This window comes from Cupriavidus sp. UME77 (assembly GCF_014170355.1).
Classification (GTDB): Bacteria; Pseudomonadota; Gammaproteobacteria; order Burkholderiales; family Burkholderiaceae; genus Cupriavidus; species Cupriavidus basilensis.
In genome coordinates, this window is sequence record NZ_LZZU01000012.1 from 87,755 (window position 1) to 106,896 (window position 19,142).

Here is a 19,142-nt window from a genome sequence, read left to right on the forward strand (position 1 = left end):
GCGCGCGCAGGTGAAGGTGAAGGGCGTACGCGATTCCCGCATGTTTGACACGAAGGCCGAGGCGCAGGCCTGGGCGGCCAAGCGTGAGACGGAAATGCGCTCGATCGACGCCGGGATGGGAAGCAAGACCCACACGGTCGGCGATGTCCTGGACAAGTACCAAAAGGACGTCAGCCCGAAGAAGCGTGGCAGCCGATGGGAGCTCCTGCGGCTCGAGCTAATCGGCCGGAAGGAGGTCGAGGGCAAGCCCTTCCGCGATATCCGCCTGATGGACCTCAAGCCTCATCACATCACCGCGTGGCGCGACGCCCGGGAGAGGGAGGTGGCGGGGTCTTCGGTGTCGCGGGAGATGTCGCTGCTGTCGCATGCCCTGAAGGTGGCGCGCGACGAGTGGGGCCTGCTTCTGACCGATCCAATGAAGACGGTCAGCCGGCCGCCGGATAGCCCGCCGCGCGAGCGGCGCATCACGGATGCCGAGGCAGGGCTGATTGTCCAGTCGCTGGGGTTCCGAGAGGGTCTGCCGGTCGAGTTGCCGGTGCAGCGCGTGGCTGTCGCCTTCCTGTTCGCCATCGAGACGGCGATGCGGTCTGGCGAGATATTGGGGCTCACCAGCCTGACGGTCGACAAGGTGGCCAAGGTGGCGCATCTGCCGTTGACCAAGAACGGCGGCGCGCGCGATGTTCCCTTGTCCTCGCGGGCGATTGAACTGCTCGAGCTGCTGCCAGCGGTGGAGGCCGGCGAGCCGCTGTTCAATCTATCGGACAAGAGCAGGGATGCGCTGTTCAGGAAGGGGCGCGATCGGTCAGGACTCAAAAACCTGACATTCCACGACACTCGGCACGAGGCGATCACGCGCCTGGCGAAGAAGCTGCAGCCGCTGGCCCTGGCCCGGATGACCGGGCACACGGACCTTAACGAGTTGATGACCTACTACAACGAGTCGGCGGCAGACATTGCCGCCATCCTCGGTTAGTCGGTCCGGCGCGGGCGCCCGACGACCTTGTCGCGGTGCCCCTCTGTCCAGGCGATCACCTCCGACGCCTTCCAGAGCGGCAGGCTCTTGCCTTTGTCCTTTTCCTCTTCGCCCCCCGCCTTCTTCGCGCGGGCGGCTGGCAAGCGGATGGCTTTGGGGAAATCTGGCAGGGTAACAATGCGCTCGCCCACGACGCGCGGCGAGCGCTGCAAGTAGGCGCCGATCATTTCCAGGTTCCACAATTGGACGGCCAGGGGCAGGCTGGGCTTCACCTGGGCGGCCACTGCGGCAGCCAGGCGCTCGATCAGGTCCGACTCATTCATTTTGTTCTCCAATCCGCCAAGCCAGGCGGGTCAACTCGATGATTCGTTTTGCTGCGTCGTTCATTTGCCTTCGAATACGGCTCTGAGGCTGGCTGCGAGCGTGCGGTACTCGTCGCGATCCGCCTTCTGGGCTTCGCTGCCTTCCCAGCGCCGGCCCCGCATGAACGTTTCGTCCATGTCGCTGGCCAGTTGGTCCATCAGCTCGGCCGCACGCTTGATTGCCTTCTCTTGTTTTTCGGTCATTCTCGTTTCACCCATCAGATTGGTAAATGTCATTTACGCACGTGGTTGCTAATCTGTTTTCCCGGAAGGGCAACGGGGTAAAGGGCTGCGGCCGCACCTTCGCCGCGATATAGAGGGGATGCTTTGGGCTGCCGTCCTGGTTCAGCCCGAGGTGATGGAGCAGGGCGCCGCGGCCGCACAACCGGACGATGCGCAGCACCTCTGCTGCGCGCGCTGGCGCCGCCTTGTGCGCGCCCCAGGCGCAGATCACCAGCGAGCAGCGGTCCAGCGCGTCCATGATTGAGCAGTTGGCTGTGTCCTCGCGGCCCAGCGGTGCCGGGTGGGCCAGCAGGCCGTCAGGGTCCGTCGACCGCAGCGGGTACAGATTCACCACATCGAGGCGGCCGTAGCGGCCGGCAAGCGCGCGCTGCAGGCAGCGGGTGATCGTCGGGTCGTTGACCTGGTGGTCGGCGGTCGACGGGTTGAGCATGATGAAGCCCAGAGCCGGGCGGCTGCGATCCCACTCGCGCCAGAGGCGGTAGCGGTACTGCTCGCAGTCAGAGAGGATGGCGCCGGCCTCGCCGTCGAGCGTTTGGGTGGTCAGGTGCTTCATGCTACGATTCCTTGAAAACTCGAGTGAATAGGGATGTTCGAACGTAGCCTCAAGCAAGATTTCATGGAGATCTTCTCCAGTAAGGGCGAGGCCTGGGTAAGGGCGCATCTGGAGGAAGGTGGATGGACTGCGCCCCAAGCGGCGTGGGCGCGCGAATATCTGCACGATTGCAACTTGCGTCGGGCTGAAGACGTCGAGGAAGCCAGGCGGCGGGAGGCAGAGAAGGGTCTGCAAATCTCGGCCGCCTCTGTAGCGATTGCTCGTGCGTCGGCCGAGGCGTCTCGGAGATCGGCGAAATGGGCAATGGTCGCAGCGGGCGTGACCGCCTTTGGCATCGTTGTCAGCGCGGCGCAGTCCCTGGGCTGGTTGGAGTGGGCCAAGCACATCACGAAGTAGCCCGCCTGAACTCGACCACCCACACCCAAGGGTTAGCTTCCCAGTCGCCGCCGGTGGAGTTCCATAGCGTCGAGAATGCCCAGCGCTCGGCAGAGACCGGCGAGCCAGCGTTCGAATAGTTCTCCCCCTCGCTGTAGTCAGGTCCCTCTGTGTCGATGCCTTCAGCAAGGCAATCGTCTAGGCTGATCTGCCTCAGGCGCTCGATGCGCACCGCGGTGATCTCCAGCAGGATCCGCGACAGCGCGCGCGGCATGTGGATGCTGGGCTTCCAGGTGATGGCCACGGCCGGCGGCAAGTTCTCGTACTTGCCGAGCACGTTGTCCGGGTAGTCGGCGCGGTAGAACGTTGGGCCCGGGTCCAACGGGACCGGCTGTGCCCAGGCCTCGCGCACGTAAAGGCGGTCGCCGGGCTGGCCGTAGGGGCATAGCGTCAGATCGCCGCTGGCTTCGATGAAGTGGTAGCGATGGCGCTCGCTCATGACGCGCCGCGTCTGTGTTTTCCGGCCATCGAGGATGGCGCGCACCATGGCGCCGCTGAAGAGGATGGGGCGTTCTTTGGTCATGCTAGGATCCCCCGGAATATATTTTGACGGGTCGAAAGATGAGCGAGAAGACGTTGGGAATTGCGAGCTACGGGCTTGTTGGTGTGGCGGTTCTCGCGTCCGGTGGATACATTGCATCGCTCTGCGGGGTTAAGTCCGGCGACATTGCTGCTTGGGTTCAGGCCGTTGGATCGATCGGTGCGATTGGAGCGGGTGCGTGGTTCATCCACTACCAGGCCGGCCTTGCGAAGAGGGCGCGTCGCAGCGCAATTGTTGCCATGCTCGATCTCGCGCTCGATGCCGTGGGTGGCGACCAGCCGATACCGGAAGACTTCGAGGGAGCATTTGCACAGTTCGCAACCCTCAATCATCAGCGAGTGAAATACGCGTATGAGAAGCTTTGTGCGATTCCCCTGCACGAAATCGACTCGATAGAGATCATCCGAGCGGTCGGTGATACGGTGGAAATTTTGAGGGCAGTCCTGGCGCGGCAGGAGCCAGAAGCTCTCTCCATGGCCATGCGTTTCGATGTCGGGACTGAGATTGCGTCCGGCATATACCGCAAGGACGTCGCCATGCTTCGGATTGCGCGCGCCGCGGTGCAGGCCGAGGCCGGGTGAATTAATCTTCCTGCCGATGGAGTTTTGGAGCTGATCGCGCATCACGCGGCCTCCGCAGGCTGCGCCACCGACAACGCCACCGCCACCGGCCGCACCCACACCGGCGTGGCCGACAGCATGAACGTCTCGCCAGCCTCAGCCAGCAGCAGGGTGGTGCCCATGACTTCGGCGATCGCGCGCGCCGCATCCGGCGGCACGGCGTTGCCGATACGCTCGCGCCAGGCCTGATCACTCAGGCCGTCCAGTTCCAGGTATTCCTCCGGCTCGATCAGCGACTGCAGCGCAGCTAGTTCCAGCGTGGTGAAAGGGCGGTGCCACGTGCCGTCCAGCGCGCGGATGATCGCGACCAGCTTGTCGTTTGCGGCCGGCAGGCGCGGATCAGCGACCGACCAGCGGCCGTTGTCGTGCCCTGCAGCTGCCGAGACCGCGCCGCTGGGCTGCTCCCAGCCCACCACGCCGTAGTGCCCACCTGTCAGGTAGTGGTCGCCGCGCTCGCGCCGCATGCCCGGGCGCGGGTCGGCCACGGCATACGCACCCTGGCCGGTGTCGCTGCGCGCGATGACCGTGCCGGCGGGCTCGTCGAAGCCGGTGACGCGGTACTTGCCCGCGCCCTCGAAGCCAGTCGACGCGCGCGGGTCCTGCACGCACTGCCCGGTGCCGTGGGCGCTGGTAACGGCGCCGGCCGCCTGGTTCCACGGCACGATCCGGAATTCGTTGTTGTGCTTGGCTGGGCCCGGGTGGCGCGGGTCGGCCACGCTGAAGGTGCCCTGGCCGGGCGACTTGACGCCGATGATGGCGCCAGACGTTTCGCCCCAGCGCAGCACGCCGTATTGCTGGTACTGAGCGGCGTTGGCTGGGCCGCGCGGATCCGCGACCGAAAACGTGCCGTTCGTCGGCCCACTACGACCAGCGACGGTCCCGCTGGGCTCGTCCCATCGATTCACCCCCATGTAGCCGTCGCGATATTCGGGCACGATCAGGTAATCGCTGAGATGCCCGTTTTCCACCGCCAGCTTGTTCAGGCTGCGCCAGTCGCTGCCGGCCTCAACAAACGCCAGCCGCACCCAGGTCTTCCACTGCAGCGACGGCACACGGTGCATCGGGCCACCGGTGGCGTCGCCAGGCAGCGGCATGCGGCCCAGCACGGTACCGACGCCTTGCAGGCGGCGCAGCTCGGGCTCGTACAGGAAGGCCGGAACCTTCTCCATCTGGCGGGCCACCAGCAGGAAGCGCTTGCGGCTCTGGGCCAGCCCGCCGATCTCGCCGCAGTCGTGCGTCGTCTCGTTTACGGCATAGCCATAGTGGCGCAGGATCTGGTTGATCTGGTCCAGCAGGTGCCGGCCGCGCGTGGCCAGCCGCGGCACGTTCTCGAAGACGATCAGTTCGACCGGATCATCCTTCCAGGCCTCGCACATCAGCCAGACGCAGCGCAGTGTCAGCTCGTTGAGCGCCTGGTATTTCGGCGTCCGGCTGAGCGCCTCGGACAGCAGCCCGGAGGCGCCCTTGCACGGCGACGAGATGAACACGCAGTTCGGCCGCTCGCCGCCAGCGGCACGCCGAATGTCGGCGGCCGTGGCCTCGCGCCAGCCCGCCGGCGGCTCTTTGCCGTGGAACGCGGTGTACATCGCGCGGGTGAACAGGTCCATGACCGTGCACTTCGCGCCCACGAGCTGCTCGAAGTCGCGCGCGGCGGCCGGGTCGACGTCGATACCGCCGATGCACTTCCAGGTGGCGACCATGTTGCCCACCTGGGAAGCGGCCTTCTTGAAACCCTTGGCGCCGCCGCCTAGGCCGCAGCAGAAGCCGAAAGTCTTGTATTCGCGGCGGATCATGCGAATACCTCGGCTTTTTGTTGACTATTCTTTGCATTCGAAATTGGTCGGTGCTGGTAGCCTGTTTGGCCCCGACGCCCAAATCCGATTGCCGACCAATGACTACCGTTCTCGCCATTACCGTTGCCTGCGGCGCATTTCTTCGGCTCTGCGTCGCGTCGCCGTATGAAGAGGCGTTCGGGCTGGGACCTAGCGATGTGAGCGGCCTCAGTGAGGTTCTCGGGCCGCGGCACGATAGTGACGATGATGGTCATAGGATGACTGCTGATCATTGAGCTGCGAGGGGCGATCACTTCGTCTCTCCTTTTGCAACCTTGCGCGGCAGGTGCTGCATATCGACGGTCGGGTGCGCCAGCACGTCGATTTGCTCGCACGGCCACATGCGGTCGGTGTCGCGCTCGCAAATGCGCGACGCCTCGTCGAGCGTGTACCTGCCCGCCTCGTTGAGGCGCGACACGTAGCCTCTGTGGTTCTTGCCCCACCACATCACGCAGTTGCCGACGAACTGGCGGGTGTCTTGCACGTAGAACATCGGCACTGCGGGCGACGGATCTTGCGTCTCCGTGGGTGCCCGGTAGTTCCACGCCGCAATGGCTTCGGCTTCCGTCTTGTATTGCAGGGCGATGGCCTGCCCGTAGCACAGCACACCCGGCGCCATGTAGGTGGTGCAGCCAGCGGCGTGCCAGTCGTCGCTCGTTTTCGTAGCGGCCTGCTGTCCGCAGAACGGACACGGCTCCAGCCGCTCTGCGCTGTCAGTCATGGCTGGCTCCATTGGCTGCTTCCAGTTTCTGTTCCAGGCGCTCCAGGTACTCTGCGTTCCTAGCGTACTTGGCGTTTGCCGATGTGATGCGAGCGCGCGAACACTCGGGACCAAGGGCCGCACGTTGCTCGCTAGCCTTGCGCATGTCCTTGCGCGCCGTCGTGATCAGCTTTTCGAGATGGGCAACTGTTAAGGAACTCTGAATAGTTGCGGTCATTGCGGATGGCCCTCTTCATCGAAAGTCATGGTGTTTGGATGGGGCATATCGTCGTGGACGACCACGCCATCCTCCTCGGGGAGCAATCGTCCGCAGACCACGCACCAGTAGCCGGCTGCCAGGGGATGCTCGGTAGATGCGCTCACTTCCCCTCTCCTTTGGCGATTGCGGCGCGGTCCAGGCGCTCGATTTCGGCAAGGATCAGGGCGCCGGCCTTGACCAAGTCGCGCCGGCGGTCCCCAGGCTTCCACCATTCCTGCGCCCAAGGCCAGAAACCAAGGCCCTTTTCGTCCAGCTCATATCGAATGAAAGGCGATGCCGCGTACCACGATGCCGCAAGCGCCATTTCACTGTCATCGTGCTGGTCGTCATGCTCCGGCGTCCAGCCTTCCGCCGTCACTTGGCGTCGGCGCTCGGCCAGCAGGTCGCGTGCGGCGTCTGTGCCATCGCGCTTGTCCTCGCTGGGCTGCGCGGCCAGGAGTGCGCGGGCGAATTTCAACGTGTTCAGACGATAACGGTATTGCTCCTCCGTAACGTACTGTTCGATTCGCCCATCCCACTTATTTACCGATACCTTGGACTCGATGGTACAAGCGCGCTCGATATCCCATATTTGCACATCCGTCAGCGCCTTGGCGCTCGGTTGCGGGGTAGCGCAATCTGGGCAATCTTTGACACACCGCACCGGGCCGTTCTCAAACTCGACGCCGCCCGAACCAGTGATTTCGCCGTCATCGACAAGCCTTGAGCCGCCACAGCGCTTGCACGCCACCGCCACGTCCTCCTGCGTGCTGGCTGCGGGCGATGCCGGCTGGGCGAGAAGGGCGCGGGCGAATCCTTGATGGTCGAAGCTGTAGCTTGCACCGTCCCAAGTCCGATACTGCTGCGCAAGTTGATCGAGATCCGGCACCGCGCTCGCCCCCATTGCGCGGGTGTCGGGGGTTTTGGTGGGGTTGGTCATGCTGCATACTCCTGTTCGGCCATCTCGCAGAAGAAAGAGCAAGACGGCAGGGCTTCGTTGCGGCGCACTGGCCCCGGCGGAATATCGCGCAGGGAATAGCGTTCGCCCGTCTTTCGGTTGCGGAACAGGTAGGCGCCTTCGCCAATCTCGTCCTGCACCCGGCACAGTTCCTCGAACTCGGCGGGGAAGTCCTCGCGGATGGCGCGGAAATAACCCTCACCACCCTTCACGCAGCCGATGCAATTGGCGTTCTCGTAGCCGAGGCGGTACATCATCGGCAGTTCGATGCCGGCGCGCTGCGCCATCGCCTTGCAGTCTTCCTTGCCGAGTCCCTTGTCGATCAGCGGCGCGATGGCCGGGCGGTCTGGATTGCGCTCGACAAAGTCATCCCATCGGCCCTGCTCCTCTGCCGTAAAGCCCAGCACGATCACGTCGCCCGGCTGGCTCCAGCCATCCAGTAGCTTGCGTTTCAGCTCCCGCGAGCACGGCGCACCCATCGGCCCCTTCATAAACTGGCGACGCCGAAACACCTGGATAATGTCGGCGCCGAATTTCTCGTCACGCAGCACGGTGATGGGGCGGCCAAACCACTGCTGGCAGTCCGTCAGGAAGCGTCGGTTGTCTTCGTGCTCGTTCTTCAGGTAGGCATTGACGATTTGCACGTCGCGCCCAGTGTGCTCGGCCAGCGCCAGCTTGGTTGCCACGGCAGACGCCGCGCCGCAGGAGAATTGGCAGATGATGCGGCTCATTGGCTATCTCCCTTCCCGGCCTGCGATGCGTCATCCGTCAGCGCGCCCCGAATGCGCCTTTCCCGCGCATCAGCAACGGCCAACCCGAGACGCTCCATATCAGCTTGCGTGTATTTGACATCCGCCAGCGCGGCAGGCGATTCGCTCGGTTGCGGGGCGGCGCGGCGTTTGCGCAAGTCGAACAGCGCAGCAGATAGGGTGTCGTAACCCATCTGCTTGGCGATGTCCTGCGCAATGCCGTAGGCTTCCAGATCGGCGGCGCGCTCGCTCGCCACCACCTCGCCGCTGCCACCCTTATTCTTGGCGGCTAGCTGATCCTGAGTGGCATTGGACACGGCCACAGCGCTATCGGCGCGGCGCGTTTCCGCCTCCAGCATCTGACGCAGACCAGCCATCTCGCGGTGGAGGCGCAGGATCTCTTCGTTCTGCTCGCTGCCACCCTCGTTGACCCCCTTGCTGTTAGCTAACCAAACCTGATCGTCGCCCTTGCTGCTGCGCTGCCCACCTAAGGCATCGCGAACCTTCTTGGCCTGATCCATGCGCAGCGTAACAATTCGCAGATCGCCACCAGACGTCACCGGATCGTACTCTTCGGCACTAGCAATAGCGTTGTCGATGATCTGGAATACACTGCCACCCTCATTGGGGGCGAACTGGGGCAGCGGCGAGTGCTTCGGCTTCGCGGCCTGCTTTGCGCGGATCTGCTCGACCTTCGTCCAGATGCGCGCAAGCTCGGTCTCGCCGGCCGCATGCATGTCCAGACCTTGCGCGAGGCACAGCGCGGCCAGCGTCACCATCACGCCGCCGACTTCCTGCGCCTTGTCGCCAACAGGCCGCCCATAAACGTAGTCCACCAGTTGGTGCGCCTCGCTTGCCGTAGCGCCGCAGGCTTGTACCAGTTCCAAAGCCTCCTCGAGGAAGCGGTGATTGCGCTCCTGGGCGTCGGCGGCGATTTCCACGCCGAAGCACTCCAGCATCCACGGCTGTACGCGAGCCTGGAACGGCGCCGGCATAGCCGCCAGCGCGGCGTCGGTGATGTCATCGAGGCGTTCGTCGTCCTCCGCCACCAGGCTGAAGTCGTTTGAGCTCATCGTGCCTACGCCCCAGGCGCTCCATACGCGCTGGCAATCATAGGCATTCCCCAGTGCGCTGGCCACGGCATCGCGCACGGTCTGTTTCTGTTCTTCATTCATTCCTTGTCCTCCCCAGCGTCACCGGCCATCTTCTTGAGCAGGCGGTATTGGGCGTAGCCACCGATCACCAGGCAGATGAGCATGCCGGCGACGGTGACGACCAATGCAACGTGGCAGTTCATGCCGCCGTGGCGAGATGCCGCTTGATGCCGTAGTACACGGTGCGGCAGGCCGCCAGGTCGACAGCGGCGTTGTGCGCGCCCACCAGGTCGGTGCCGGTGAAGTGTCGATACGCTTCGCCCAGGTTCGGCGACTTGGGCGTGCGGCGGCCAGCGGCCAGCATCTTCTCGGTCGGCGGCAGGTTGATGATCTTGGTGCTCTTCGACTGCGTGCAGAAGGCTGGGGCGGTCTTCCACTGCTCGTGGAATCCCTCGTCGTGGTCGAGTTGACGCATCAGCTCAATGCGCACCATCCGCATGTCGAAGGACTCGTTGTGCGCGACGCGCAGCTGCGCCTTCTTCCACATGCCGATGAAGAGCGAGAGAGCCTTCTCGATCGGCACGCCGAAGCGCTCTGCCTTCTCGTTGGTGATGCCGGTCAGCGCTTCGAGTTCTTCCGGGATCGACCAGCCGTCGGGCCGGATCAGCAGGTCCATGAAGGCCAGCGTGGTGCCGGTGTCTTCGTCATGCAGCTCGGCTGCGATCTGGGTGATGTGCGGCTGGCTCGGGTCTTCGCTGGGCAGGCTCCATTGCGGCAGGCCGGAGGTCTCAGTGTCGTAGAAGAGGATGGGCGTCATGATGTCGTTCCTGTGGGGGTAGCGGTGGTGGGTGTTGCAGTCTTCTCGGCGCCTGTCTTAGCGCCGCGCGGTCATGCAGAGCGCCTCGAAGCGACGCAGGCCGGCTTCCCAGCCGCGCAGCTCGCCGCGGCCAACGATGCGTTCAGGACGAGGCTCACTGCTGGGTGCCGCGACGAAGAACACACGGGTGGTGCCGTCGACGCCGCTGCGGATCAGCTCGTTCTCGTGCAGGTCGGCCAGTACCTCGCGCGCCTCGGCCGTGCTGCGCTTGAAGTTGTTCGCGATCTGCGTCGGCGTGAAGCGCTGGCCGGTGCGCTCTTGCAGATAGGCCAGTACCGACTTGCGGGTGAATTTCATGGCGCGGGGCATCAGTGGCCCCCGCGCGTGGCCGCGATCTGGGTTTCGACCCACTTTTGAACCTCTTCCGCAACCCAGCCGCTGGCGCGGCCGAGCTTGATCGGGGCGGGGAACGTGTGTTCCTTGATGCGTTCGTAGATCGCGGTCTTGCCCAGGCCCACCAGCTGGCTGACCTCGGGCAGGCGGATGATCCGGCGTTGTGCTTCGGTGTTCACGAGAAATGCCTCCCATGCAGTTCGTCCAGCTTGTCGACCTGGTCGCCGGTGAGCTTCGTCACTTGGCCGGCATGCATGTGCTCGGCCAGCTTGCGCACGAAACCCTGTTCCCAGTCGTTCAGGTCCTTGGTGCCTAGCAGCCCTTCCAGGCGTTGGATCATCACGGTCGTGCTCACCATCACGCGGCCTCCTTGGTGCCGTGCGCATCGCGCACGTGATCTTTTAGGCCGGTCGCTTTCACGCGGCGCTTGCACGTCGGGCAGCTGACCTTTGGGGTCGACGGCTTGTGCGTCGCCGTCGACTGCTTAGCGGCGCGGCGGCGCTCGCGAGCGCAGTCCGGGCAGCAGCGTGGAATGCCATCGCCGTCGCCATCCAGGTAGACGCCGCAGCCCTCGCAAAGCGTGCCGTCGAGCATCATTTCTGCGATCTCACCCATCACGCAGCCTCCCGCACAGTGCCCACCTCGTGGTCGGCGATCCAGAACGAGGTGATCGATTCCGGCAGCGCGCCCGGGGGCGACTTGAGGCTCATGAAGATCAGCGCGGTGTCGATCGCATCGGTGGCGGCCAAGTCGTCGAGCCAATACAGAAGGCGGTCGCGCTCGGGTCCGATCAGCACGTCCGCGCGGTCCAGGACCAGCAGGCGAAGGCCGGTCAGGGCGCCGATGGCATAGGCGATCATCGCGTCGGCGCGCCACTTCTCGGACTCAGAGAGCAAGGCGTAGGGTCGGCCGTCACCGGCGGCGATGGTCATGTCTTTCTCGATGCCGACCCGGAACCATTCGGACAAATTGGCAGCGGCAGCCAGGCGCTCGTTGATGGGGTCCAGCGCCTCGGTCAGCAGATCGGCGGGGATGCCGCTGGGGCCAAGGGCTTCGGCAAGCGCATCCCATGCGGCTACGTCGGCGTGGTGCTGGCCGGCCCGCTTGGTGAGCTCACCGGCCTGGGCGGCGGCGCGCTGCGACGCACGGGCCGCGTCCAGATCCTTGCCGAACTGGGCGATGCTGCCCTGGATGGCTTCCAGCCGGCTCGAGATAGCCTGGCGTTCCACGTCGTCGGCGCTGTCGGTGGCCTCGCCAGCTGCCTGGTCCTGCAGCAGGCGCAGCTGCTTCGCCGCGGTGTCGGCGGCGTCGCGCTCGGCGGTACGGCTCTTCAGCGCGTTTTCCAGCACGGTCAGGCTGCGCTCGTACTCGGGCAGGCGGCCAGCGGCCTCGGGGTCAATCTGCGCTGGCTCGTGCTTGGCGAGCTGGCCGGCCAGGAAGAGCAGCATGGCGCCGCAGTCCGGGCAGGTGCAGGGCATGCCCGCCACTTTGCCGCCGGCGGCGTAGCGCAGGGCGGCCACCTTGGGCAGGAAGGCATCGCGCTCGGCCAGCGCGCGGGCGGCGCTGTCTTGCGCCTTGGGCAGCAGCTCGGCCTTGGCGCGCAGGTCTGCGATCTGGCTGGCGCGTTGTGCGCGCTGGCGTGCCGCGGCGTCGATCTCGCCCAGCTGGCGCTGCAGCTCGCCGGCCTCGGTGGACAGGACCTTGATGGTGTCCTCGGACTCGGCGATCAGGCTGGCGAGTTCCTCGGGGTCCTCGGCGCCGGCCGGCACCGGGGCGAACCAGCTGGCCGCCTTGACGCTGCCGTAGGTCTCGCCGGTCAGCTCACGCCAGGCACCTTTCGCCGCGGTGGCCTTGCCGCCGGCTTCTTTGGCGGCGGCGTCGAAGCCGGCGCGCACCAGCGGCAACGCCGCCTCGATCTTCTTGGCGTTGCAACCGCGCGCCACGAGGCGCTCGCGCACCTGGTCGGTGCCGATCTTCAGGCCCATCAGGTCGAACAGGAACGCGCGGCGCTCTTTCACGTCCATGCGAGCGAAGCGCTGGGCGTCCAGCACGAACGGCGTGCGCGCATCGGTGGGAATGCCCTTGGTGGCCTTGCCGGAGGGCAGCACGATGCTGTTCGCCTGCGGACCAACGGATACCACTATTGAGCCGGACTCGGTTCCATCGCGCAGCAGCTTGCCGTATTCCTTCTTCAGGCCCACGCGCACGGTTTCCTCGGTGAGCGCCATGCGGACGGCCTCTTGGATCGAGCTTTTGCCTGCGCCGTTGGGCCCGCAGATCAGGGTCACCGGCGTGGCCGGGATGATGTCGGCGGCCCGGATGCCGAGGAAGTTGCGGGCGTGGATGGCGGTGATGCGCATGGCGAGTTACTCCGTTTCCTCGGTGCTCTTCAGCACGTTGCGGTGGCCTTCGAGGTCCACTGCGCTCACGACACCATCGGCTTCCAACTGCTCGACCAGGCGAGCGGCGCGGTTGTAGCCGATCTTGAAGTGGCGCTGAATGAGGGAGATGCTCACCTTCTGCTTTTCCACCACGAAGGCCTCGACCTGGGCGTACAGCGGGTCGGCACCGGTCTGCTCTTCGTGCCAACGCTTCCAGCCCTTGACCCAGGCGATGCAGAGCTGGCCGGCGATCTTCGGGCAGTCGGATTCGGGCTTGCCCTCGCTGGCGGCCTTGTGGCCGGCCTCGTGCGCGGCTTCGAGCTCTTCCTGCAGGGGCTGCTGCTCGATCGCCAGCGGCGTTTCGGTGAAGGTGGCGTCGACCACGTTGTCGTCGGCAGGGGCGCCGTCGTTACCGGGCATCCCGTCGCCATCGCCGTCGGTGTATTCCTTGCCGAGGTCAAAGGCGCGCTGGTCGGATTCGCCGCGGACTTCATCCATGCCGTCGGTGAATTCGTTGTCGCCACTCAGGACCAGCATCACGGCTTGGCCTTCGGCATCGACCAGGCCGTGCAGGTTGGGCGCCGACTTGCCGATCTTGATCGTTGCTTGCGCGCCGCCCTTGAAAGTCACCTTGTCCAGGTCGCCCACTACCACTGTGCGGCCCTGGCTGGCGATGAGGTGGACGGCCATCTTCACGGATGTGTCGACGCGGTTGCGCAGGCGATCGAGGATGTCGTCTTGCTTCTTCTGCGACAGCTTCACCCAGGTGTCGGGCAGCATCTTCATTTCCAACACGAGAGCGGACAGCAGATCCTTGCCCAGCGTGCCGGCGGTCATGTTCAGGGTGTTCTTGAATTCAGGCGATTGGTTCATTTCTGTGTCCTGTCAGGTGTCGGGGTGGGGTACTCGCTGCATCCGCCGGCCTTGCTACGCCGCCTTCCGGTCGGCGGCAGACTCCGTGGCATCCGTTTTCCCCCGTGATCGTTCAGTCCGCGTTGATTGGGGCGCGCGCGCGGCGGGCTGGCTGCGCGGCCGCGGTTGCAGGCTCATCTGGCGGTGCCAGCTCGCGCATGCGGCGCGCCGCTACCGAGTTCAGCGTGGCCTTGGCCTTCTCGTCAGGGATCTGCTTGATGAGGCTGCGCGCATAGTCGAGGTCGTCGATGGTCTTGGCCGTCAGCAGCTCGCGGTTCACGTCCTGGAAGGTGAGGGTGGCTTCGCCGTCGCCGGTGCCTTCCTGGCCGGCTTGTTGGCCGTCATCCAGTGGCAGTTCGCGATCGGCCGCATCGTCGTCGGGGACATCCGCCACCTCGGGCTCGGCTGCAGCGGCGGCAACCGGCTCGGGCTGGCGTTTGACCACTTCAGCGGGCTGCGCTGGCTGGGCGCGCGCAGTGTTACCGCGCAGCTCATCCACCGAGGTGCTGGCCACCGTGTACGAGCCGTCCGGATTGAGGTCGATGATGTCCTGCGCTTCCTCGACGGATTGCAGGCCCATTAGCAGCTCGGGCGCGTAGAGCTTCCCGAAGAAGCTGGCGGTACGGTAGCGCAGCATGACCTCGTCCATGGTCTGCCACTTGCTGCCGTTCTTCGTGTACCAGCCTTCCTTGACGGCCATCTCAATGGTCACCGGCGGCGATTCCAGGCGCTCTTTGGTCTCGCGTTCCACTGCCCAGGCAATGGCCACCTTGTCGACGATCTCGACCTTCTTGACGACGTTGCTGCGGTTACCGTTTTCCCACACGGTCTCGATGCGCTCGACAACCTTCTTGCCGAGTACCTTGATGTCGAAGCGCAGCGGAGAGAAGCGGCCGCAACCGTTCACCGCAGCGATGATCCACTGCGACGACCAGGACGGGCGGCCTTCCACGATGTAGAGGTTCTGCATCACCATGAGCGGGTCGGCGCCCATGCGCTGCGCCATGTTGAGCGCCACGACGCTGTTTGCCAGCGCGTTCGGGTTCTCGCGCGATTCCTTCACGTTGCCGAACTTGTCGAGCTTCTCGATGACCTTGCGGTATGCCGCCGGCACCAGGGTGGACGAAGACAGCAGGTTGGCGGCGCGCTGCATGAGTTCGAAGGACTGCGACGAGCCGAAGCCCATGGTGACAATCGGGGCAGGCTCGCGCACGGCGGGCGCGCGCATGTGTTCGAGGGTAGTGGTGGCGGTCATGGTGGCGTGGTCTCGCTAGGCTTAAGGGATGGGTCAGGACTTGTAGTGGCAGGTGGCGTGCCGCGGGCAGTACTTCGCCGAGCACAGGACGGATTTGCCGTTGCCGTAGAAGGCGCCGGAATGGATCAGGCGAGAGGCGTGCTGCAGTAGGCCGGGCTGCTCTTCGGTGCCCAGCAAGGCCGTGCGCGGCGACTCGATCTCGCCCACGCCGACGCGCTGCGCGGCAGCGGTCTTGCCGGTGTTCAGGCCGACGATCTGCGCGGGCGCCGTGATGGGGATGCCGACCGCGTGTTCGGCCAGCAGCTCGTAGACGCCCAGCTGCGGCCCGTGGCCGGCTGTGACCGCAATGCCGTCGGCACCCACGGCGCGCCCGCCCGATTTCAGGTCGGAGATGCCCGCGCCGGCAGCGGTGGTGCGCACGCGGTCGGTGGTGCCGGTCAGCGCGATGCCCAGTTCGGGGATCTCCAGGCGCTCGCAAGCCACCTCAACGCCGATGTAGTGCTGGTGCGGCGCGATCTCGGCGCAATAGCGCGAGTGCAGTGCCAGCCCAATGCGCTCGGCTTCTGCCGGGTTGGTGTCCTCCCAATCCACCTCTGCGTTCTTGTCCCGCAGCGTGGAGACCAGCGCGCTGGCGGCGTCGTCAGCGGTGATCGGCTGGCCGTCCAGTTCCGCCTGGTCGAACGCGGCCGTGCCGGCATGGATTGACGTGCCCAGGTGGGCGGCGGGGCCGGAAGGCATGCGCATGCCTAGCAGGTGCTTGGCCTCCCAGCGCGCGGGGCAATCAAACAACTCGGCCAGCGAGCTGGCGCGGATGGTGACGATGTTCATGGTCGTGATCTCAGCGGTTGTGGATGCGGGTCAAACGGCACCGGCGCGGATCGCGACGGTCAGGTACCAGATGGCGCCGATGGCCATGCCGTAGCCAATGGCGCCGGCCCACTGGCGGGCGCGCGAGCATTTCGCAACGGCCAACAGGGCGTTGGATTGGGGGTCGTAAGTCATGTGAGCTTCCGGTGAGCGGTGGGCTTGATCGGGCTGCTCTTGGCCTGCGCCGCGTCATAGACGCAGAACAGGGCGGCCATGGCCACGGTGGTGGCGATCCAGAGGCCCAGCAGCTGGGCCACCGGGTGGCGCGCGAGCTTGCGCAGGCGATTAGCGCTCATGCGGCACCGCCGAAATCACCGTCCGGCACGATCACCACGGCACCGCGAATCTGGTGCGTCGTGCCCGGCACGCAGACATCCCAGTAGAGCTGAGTGGCTTTGGCATTGACGGGCAGGCCTTTCGGATGGCCGAGGTCGTCGACCAGCATCACGTGCCGGCGGTCTTTCAAGAGCACAACATCGAGTGTGTCGGCGCCGATGCGGTTACAGATCTGCTGCGTCGTGCGCGGGCCGTCGAGCTCGACCTCGGCGCCGTCGGCAAGGATCACCTTCCGGATGGTAGGTAGTGCGCTCATGCTGCCCTCGCTGCGAGTTGCTCGGCGTTCTCGGCTTCGCCCAGCAGTTGCATGGCGTAGCCCAGCACGCGGTACTTGTCGATCGAGCCCCACACCGTGCGGCGTTCCGCAGCAGCGATGTAGTTGCGCAGCAGGACCTTGCGCGTCAGCTGGCCGCCCAGGTGCTTGAGGAATGCCAGTTCGGCGGTGGTGCCGTAGGCGTTGGGGGATTCGGCGGTGGTGCTCATGCCACGCTCCTAGCCGCGTCAATCACGTCGCACATGTCCTGGTCGCGATACGACTGTTGCCGCTCGGCCCGCGCCTCGGCGCGCTCTTCCGCCATCGACTCGGCGGCCTGCTCTTCCAGGTGCGAAACGAAGTCGGGGTGCAGGTTGTCCAGCATCTCGGTGGTCTCGCTGCCGTCGGCGTTGATGAGGCGGACGTCCGACGCTTGAAAGCGCGGGGCTTGGCCGAGGCCTGGCGTGGTGAGTTCGCCGGTGACCGACCAGAACAGGCCGGCGGCGGTCACCACGGCTTGGGCCTCGTCGGCGCGCAGGCGCGGCTTGCGGAAAACTCGGGCGTAGGTGCTAAGGTTGGTCATCGCCAGTTCCTCAGGCAGCCATCAGCTCGGCGGCGAGCTTGGCGGTGGCAATGACGCGGTCGGCCTGTTCGGCGGCACGGCTTTCGGTGGCGGCGCGCAGGCGCTTGCCATCGGCGACCATCTCGCGCGCTTCGGCGCCGGTGATCTTCGAGATGCCGTTGTGCGGCACGAAGGAATAGAACTGCTCGCCGCGCACCAGGACGTAGGCGTCCGGGGCGAAATCACCCGGGGTCGGGATCTTGGCGATGACGGTCAGGCCGGCCAGGAACCCCACCTTGACCTGTTGACCCACTTCCCACGATTGCTTGGCTTGCTTGCGCATCTCTGTCTCCGGCGAACCGCTGTGAACGTCAGCGGTGCATGAATACTAGCGATGCTAGTTATACATTTCAATAGCCAAGCTAGTCGCTTTCAATTGTTTGTTTTAATAGCTATGCTATTTTCAATAGCGAACGCCGGAATCCGGTGGTGCGCGTGGCGAAAAAAAGCCGCTTCGCAGTGGTCCTACTCGCGGCCTAGACTGATCTGGGGGTGAACTTGGGGGGAGGGGGGATGGAACCGGACGACGTGATCCGCCAGTTCGAGCAACTGGCGCTGGATGAGGAGATCGAGCTACCGATCGACGATGCGATAGCCGGCCTGGCCGTGCTGCTGGCCGATCCGGCTATTCAGGGAAAGGAGAGGGTGCTGCTGACGGACGTGGGCGCGACCCTGTACCGGCTGGGCCTGGATGCGCGGCTGAGAAAGGCGCTGAAGTTGTGATGCCAGTGCCTCATGGGCAACAAAAAGCCCGCCGGTGGCGGGCCTGGCTTGGTGCGGTAGTTGCCCGCTATTCCTTCTGACCGTTCTTCCTGGGTGAGAAGAAGGCCTTAATGATAGCTGCGGTTGGGATGGCGGCTAACGCAGTGGCAGTGACCTCGTGATTGCTCAGGGCTAACCACACGCTACCGGCAATGCAGGCGGCGGAGACAATTACCCCGGCGATCTGGCCGATGGTATCGCTCTTGAAGACGACTCGGCTCTGATAGTCGGCTATTTCGAGTTGTTTCTTCTGGCTCGCCACATTGGCATCCAAGGCCTGCGCCTCGAGCCTACGCCGGTGCAAGGCCTCTTCTTCTGCCATATCGATGAGCCGCTTTGCGGTGCCAGGTACGAGCGCATCGAATCCTCGCAGAATATCAGGGTGAGGAATCGGTCCCTGATATACCTGCTGAGCGACTTGGATCTGTTGAAGTTGCTGCTGTTGACCTAAGGTGGAATTTACCGCGTTGGATGTTTTACTTTTTTGCGGTGGCTTCGACATGTCTCTCTATTACAGTGTCAATGTCGGAGCCGATTTGACGCCAATCAGATGCTAGCACCCTATCCAGGGGTGTGCTCGGAGCCTTGACAGGCTCGATACGAGGAATCTCCGGAAGATTGTGCGCGCGATACAGCAGCATTGGGGCTGCCATGCCGTCAAAGAAGCCGCGCACGAAGGCTAGCTTCTCGATGCCTCTCTTTGTGCTCATGCGATTCTCCTTCGAAAAATAAACAGATCACTGTGGCCTGTTACGCTTCCATGTCTACCGCGTCACTAGCACGATATCGTGCTATCAAGATATCGCGGCTTGCTGCAGTGTAGCATCTGCTGACGATTACGTTAATAACGCTTCCGCACTTCTGCGAACTTGTACGGGCGTCAGCGTACGAAACTTTCATCCGTGACAGCACAGTTGTTAGTTCCGACGAGTGATGAGGGCGAAAGTTTCAATAGTTCGCTGTTCCCCGCTTGCTGCGAGGGCCCAACATGTGCTAACAGGCCGCGCGCGGCGGTCGTGTTATCCATAATGTGACGCTATTGAAACTTTACGGCAGGTGACAGGTTGTCACTTTACGGGCTGTCGCGTTCAGATTAACGTGCAGTGGGCGCCTCAATTTGGCCGTCAGACCGAGGGCCAATTCGGGCCCACACAAGAGCCTAAGCCTTAGGTGGGGCGACACATTTGAACGTCAGTTCTGACTCAAGTGGGGTCCACCCGCGGGC

General features: G+C 64.5%; 34 protein-coding genes. 4 read left to right on the top strand and 30 right to left on the bottom strand.

Annotated elements, in window-relative coordinates; genetic code table 11:
* Nucleotides 1-40 precede the first annotated feature (40 nt).
* Nucleotides 41-973, top strand: a complete 933-nt coding sequence (locus A9975_RS05220) for a site-specific integrase (RefSeq protein ID WP_255503067.1) — start codon at nucleotides 41-43, stop codon at nucleotides 971-973.
* Here the strand turns inward: A9975_RS05220 and A9975_RS05225 are convergent.
* The 3 genes from A9975_RS05225 to A9975_RS05235 are packed head-to-tail and all read right to left on the bottom strand — an operon-like array spanning nucleotide 970 to nucleotide 2,131.
* Nucleotides 970-1,296 (bottom strand): hypothetical protein, encoded by a 327-nt coding sequence (locus A9975_RS05225; protein ID WP_183031683.1) that lies wholly within the window; start codon nucleotides 1,294-1,296, stop codon nucleotides 970-972. The genes A9975_RS05220 and A9975_RS05225 overlap by 4 nt on opposite strands.
* Before the next feature lie 60 nt (nucleotides 1,297-1,356).
* The gene (locus A9975_RS05230) at nucleotides 1,357-1,572 is read right to left on the bottom strand and encodes a hypothetical protein (protein ID WP_150993017.1); all 216 of its coding nucleotides are present in this window, start codon (nucleotides 1,570-1,572) and stop codon (nucleotides 1,357-1,359) included.
* Complete coding sequence (locus tag A9975_RS05235; protein ID WP_183031684.1) at nucleotides 1,547-2,131, bottom strand: DUF1643 domain-containing protein; 585 nt, start codon at nucleotides 2,129-2,131, stop codon at nucleotides 1,547-1,549. Before A9975_RS05235 ends, A9975_RS05230 begins: the two co-directional genes overlap by 26 nt.
* Before the next feature lie 33 nt (nucleotides 2,132-2,164).
* Between A9975_RS05235 and A9975_RS05240 the strand changes: the two genes are divergently transcribed.
* A complete protein-coding gene (locus tag A9975_RS05240) occupies nucleotides 2,165-2,527 on the top strand; it encodes a hypothetical protein (protein WP_183031685.1) in 363 nt (120 codons plus the stop codon).
* On the opposite strand, the gene A9975_RS05245 is transcribed toward A9975_RS05240, so the two are convergent.
* Nucleotides 2,517-3,089, bottom strand: coding sequence for a hypothetical protein (locus tag A9975_RS05245; protein WP_183031686.1), 573 nt, complete (start codon nucleotides 3,087-3,089; stop codon nucleotides 2,517-2,519). The genes A9975_RS05240 and A9975_RS05245 overlap by 11 nt on opposite strands.
* A 38-nt stretch (nucleotides 3,090-3,127) precedes the next feature.
* Between A9975_RS05245 and A9975_RS05250 the strand changes: the two genes are divergently transcribed.
* Entirely contained in the window at nucleotides 3,128-3,688 is a 561-nt protein-coding gene (locus A9975_RS05250; RefSeq protein ID WP_183031687.1) for a hypothetical protein, read from the top strand.
* Nucleotides 3,689-3,729: 41 nt separating this feature from the next.
* Here the strand turns inward: A9975_RS05250 and A9975_RS05255 are convergent, their stop codons facing one another.
* The 24 genes from A9975_RS05255 to A9975_RS05365 all read right to left on the bottom strand — a co-directional run bounded on the left by A9975_RS05255 (nucleotide 3,730) and on the right by A9975_RS05365 (nucleotide 17,438).
* The gene (locus tag A9975_RS05255) at nucleotides 3,730-5,520 is read right to left on the bottom strand and encodes a DNA cytosine methyltransferase (RefSeq protein ID WP_183031688.1); all 1,791 of its coding nucleotides are present in this window, start codon (nucleotides 5,518-5,520) and stop codon (nucleotides 3,730-3,732) included.
* Complete coding sequence (locus A9975_RS05260; RefSeq protein WP_183031689.1) at nucleotides 5,517-5,774, bottom strand: hypothetical protein; 258 nt, start codon at nucleotides 5,772-5,774, stop codon at nucleotides 5,517-5,519. Before A9975_RS05260 ends, A9975_RS05255 begins: the two co-directional genes overlap by 4 nt.
* A gap of 35 nt (nucleotides 5,775-5,809) precedes the next feature.
* Nucleotides 5,810-6,280: a Lar family restriction alleviation protein gene (locus tag A9975_RS05265; RefSeq protein WP_183031690.1), complete on the bottom strand. Its 471-nt coding sequence runs from the start codon at nucleotides 6,278-6,280 to the stop codon at nucleotides 5,810-5,812.
* Complete coding sequence (locus A9975_RS05270; protein ID WP_183031691.1) at nucleotides 6,273-6,497, bottom strand: hypothetical protein; 225 nt, start codon at nucleotides 6,495-6,497, stop codon at nucleotides 6,273-6,275. Before A9975_RS05270 ends, A9975_RS05265 begins: the two co-directional genes overlap by 8 nt.
* A complete protein-coding gene (locus A9975_RS05275) occupies nucleotides 6,494-6,643 on the bottom strand; it encodes a hypothetical protein (protein WP_183031692.1) in 150 nt (49 codons plus the stop codon). The genes A9975_RS05270 and A9975_RS05275 overlap by 4 nt, the downstream gene beginning before the upstream one ends.
* Nucleotides 6,640-7,458 carry a hypothetical protein gene (locus A9975_RS05280; protein WP_183031693.1) on the bottom strand — a complete coding sequence of 273 codons (819 nt, stop codon included), beginning with the start codon at nucleotides 7,456-7,458 and terminating at the stop codon, nucleotides 6,640-6,642. The genes A9975_RS05275 and A9975_RS05280 overlap by 4 nt, the downstream gene beginning before the upstream one ends.
* Complete coding sequence (locus A9975_RS05285) at nucleotides 7,455-8,207, bottom strand: hypothetical protein (RefSeq protein ID WP_183031694.1); 753 nt, start codon at nucleotides 8,205-8,207, stop codon at nucleotides 7,455-7,457. Before A9975_RS05285 ends, A9975_RS05280 begins: the two co-directional genes overlap by 4 nt.
* Nucleotides 8,204-9,400 carry a hypothetical protein gene (locus tag A9975_RS37955; RefSeq protein ID WP_255503068.1) on the bottom strand — a complete coding sequence of 399 codons (1,197 nt, stop codon included), beginning with the start codon at nucleotides 9,398-9,400 and terminating at the stop codon, nucleotides 8,204-8,206. The genes A9975_RS05285 and A9975_RS37955 overlap by 4 nt, the downstream gene beginning before the upstream one ends.
* On the bottom strand, nucleotides 9,397-9,522 hold the full coding sequence (locus tag A9975_RS37960; protein ID WP_255503069.1) for a hypothetical protein: 126 nt from the start codon (nucleotides 9,520-9,522) through the stop codon (nucleotides 9,397-9,399). Before A9975_RS37960 ends, A9975_RS37955 begins: the two co-directional genes overlap by 4 nt.
* Nucleotides 9,519-10,136: a 3'-5' exonuclease gene (locus A9975_RS05295; protein WP_183031695.1), complete on the bottom strand. Its 618-nt coding sequence runs from the start codon at nucleotides 10,134-10,136 to the stop codon at nucleotides 9,519-9,521. The genes A9975_RS37960 and A9975_RS05295 overlap by 4 nt, the downstream gene beginning before the upstream one ends.
* Nucleotides 10,137-10,193: 57 nt before the next feature.
* Nucleotides 10,194-10,493, bottom strand: a complete 300-nt coding sequence (locus A9975_RS05300) for a hypothetical protein (protein ID WP_183031696.1) — start codon at nucleotides 10,491-10,493, stop codon at nucleotides 10,194-10,196.
* An 11-nt stretch (nucleotides 10,494-10,504) separates the two neighbouring features.
* A complete protein-coding gene (locus A9975_RS05305) occupies nucleotides 10,505-10,708 on the bottom strand; it encodes an AlpA family transcriptional regulator (protein ID WP_183031697.1) in 204 nt (67 codons plus the stop codon).
* A complete protein-coding gene (locus A9975_RS05310; RefSeq protein WP_183031698.1) occupies nucleotides 10,705-10,887 on the bottom strand; it encodes a hypothetical protein in 183 nt (60 codons plus the stop codon). Before A9975_RS05310 ends, A9975_RS05305 begins: the two co-directional genes overlap by 4 nt.
* Nucleotides 10,887-11,144 carry a hypothetical protein gene (locus tag A9975_RS05315; RefSeq protein WP_183031767.1) on the bottom strand — a complete coding sequence of 86 codons (258 nt, stop codon included), beginning with the start codon at nucleotides 11,142-11,144 and terminating at the stop codon, nucleotides 10,887-10,889. Before A9975_RS05315 ends, A9975_RS05310 begins: the two co-directional genes overlap by 1 nt.
* Nucleotides 11,144-12,889, bottom strand: coding sequence for an AAA family ATPase (locus tag A9975_RS05320; protein ID WP_183031699.1), 1,746 nt, complete (start codon nucleotides 12,887-12,889; stop codon nucleotides 11,144-11,146). Before A9975_RS05320 ends, A9975_RS05315 begins: the two co-directional genes overlap by 1 nt.
* A 6-nt stretch (nucleotides 12,890-12,895) precedes the next feature.
* Complete coding sequence (locus A9975_RS05325) at nucleotides 12,896-13,783, bottom strand: DNA translocase FtsK (RefSeq protein WP_183031700.1); 888 nt, start codon at nucleotides 13,781-13,783, stop codon at nucleotides 12,896-12,898.
* Between the two features lie 112 nt (nucleotides 13,784-13,895).
* Complete coding sequence (locus A9975_RS05330) at nucleotides 13,896-15,077, bottom strand: hypothetical protein (RefSeq protein ID WP_183031701.1); 1,182 nt, start codon at nucleotides 15,075-15,077, stop codon at nucleotides 13,896-13,898.
* A 33-nt stretch (nucleotides 15,078-15,110) separates the two neighbouring features.
* Nucleotides 15,111-15,905 carry a PD-(D/E)XK nuclease family protein gene (locus tag A9975_RS05335; RefSeq protein WP_183031702.1) on the bottom strand — a complete coding sequence of 265 codons (795 nt, stop codon included), beginning with the start codon at nucleotides 15,903-15,905 and terminating at the stop codon, nucleotides 15,111-15,113.
* Between the two features lie 30 nt (nucleotides 15,906-15,935).
* A complete protein-coding gene (locus tag A9975_RS05340; protein ID WP_183031703.1) occupies nucleotides 15,936-16,079 on the bottom strand; it encodes a hypothetical protein in 144 nt (47 codons plus the stop codon).
* Nucleotides 16,076-16,240, bottom strand: a complete 165-nt coding sequence (locus tag A9975_RS05345) for a hypothetical protein (RefSeq protein ID WP_183031704.1) — start codon at nucleotides 16,238-16,240, stop codon at nucleotides 16,076-16,078. Before A9975_RS05345 ends, A9975_RS05340 begins: the two co-directional genes overlap by 4 nt.
* Entirely contained in the window at nucleotides 16,237-16,536 is a 300-nt protein-coding gene (locus A9975_RS05350; protein ID WP_183031705.1) for a hypothetical protein, read from the bottom strand. Before A9975_RS05350 ends, A9975_RS05345 begins: the two co-directional genes overlap by 4 nt.
* Nucleotides 16,533-16,763, bottom strand: a complete 231-nt coding sequence (locus A9975_RS05355; RefSeq protein ID WP_183031706.1) for a hypothetical protein — start codon at nucleotides 16,761-16,763, stop codon at nucleotides 16,533-16,535. Before A9975_RS05355 ends, A9975_RS05350 begins: the two co-directional genes overlap by 4 nt.
* Nucleotides 16,760-17,116, bottom strand: a complete 357-nt coding sequence (locus A9975_RS05360) for a hypothetical protein (protein WP_183031707.1) — start codon at nucleotides 17,114-17,116, stop codon at nucleotides 16,760-16,762. Before A9975_RS05360 ends, A9975_RS05355 begins: the two co-directional genes overlap by 4 nt.
* Before the next feature lie 10 nt (nucleotides 17,117-17,126).
* Nucleotides 17,127-17,438 carry a hypothetical protein gene (locus tag A9975_RS05365; RefSeq protein ID WP_183031708.1) on the bottom strand — a complete coding sequence of 104 codons (312 nt, stop codon included), beginning with the start codon at nucleotides 17,436-17,438 and terminating at the stop codon, nucleotides 17,127-17,129.
* Nucleotides 17,439-17,668: 230 nt separating this feature from the next.
* Between A9975_RS05365 and A9975_RS05370 the strand changes: the two genes are divergently transcribed.
* Nucleotides 17,669-17,878 carry a hypothetical protein gene (locus A9975_RS05370; protein WP_183031709.1) on the top strand — a complete coding sequence of 70 codons (210 nt, stop codon included), beginning with the start codon at nucleotides 17,669-17,671 and terminating at the stop codon, nucleotides 17,876-17,878.
* A 67-nt stretch (nucleotides 17,879-17,945) separates the two neighbouring features.
* Here the strand turns inward: A9975_RS05370 and A9975_RS05375 are convergent, their stop codons facing one another.
* Nucleotides 17,946-18,419, bottom strand: a complete 474-nt coding sequence (locus A9975_RS05375; RefSeq protein WP_183031710.1) for a DUF2335 domain-containing protein — start codon at nucleotides 18,417-18,419, stop codon at nucleotides 17,946-17,948.
* Nucleotides 18,394-18,627 carry a hypothetical protein gene (locus A9975_RS05380; protein WP_183031711.1) on the bottom strand — a complete coding sequence of 78 codons (234 nt, stop codon included), beginning with the start codon at nucleotides 18,625-18,627 and terminating at the stop codon, nucleotides 18,394-18,396. The genes A9975_RS05375 and A9975_RS05380 overlap by 26 nt, the downstream gene beginning before the upstream one ends.
* Between the last annotated feature and the right edge of the window lie 515 nt (nucleotides 18,628-19,142).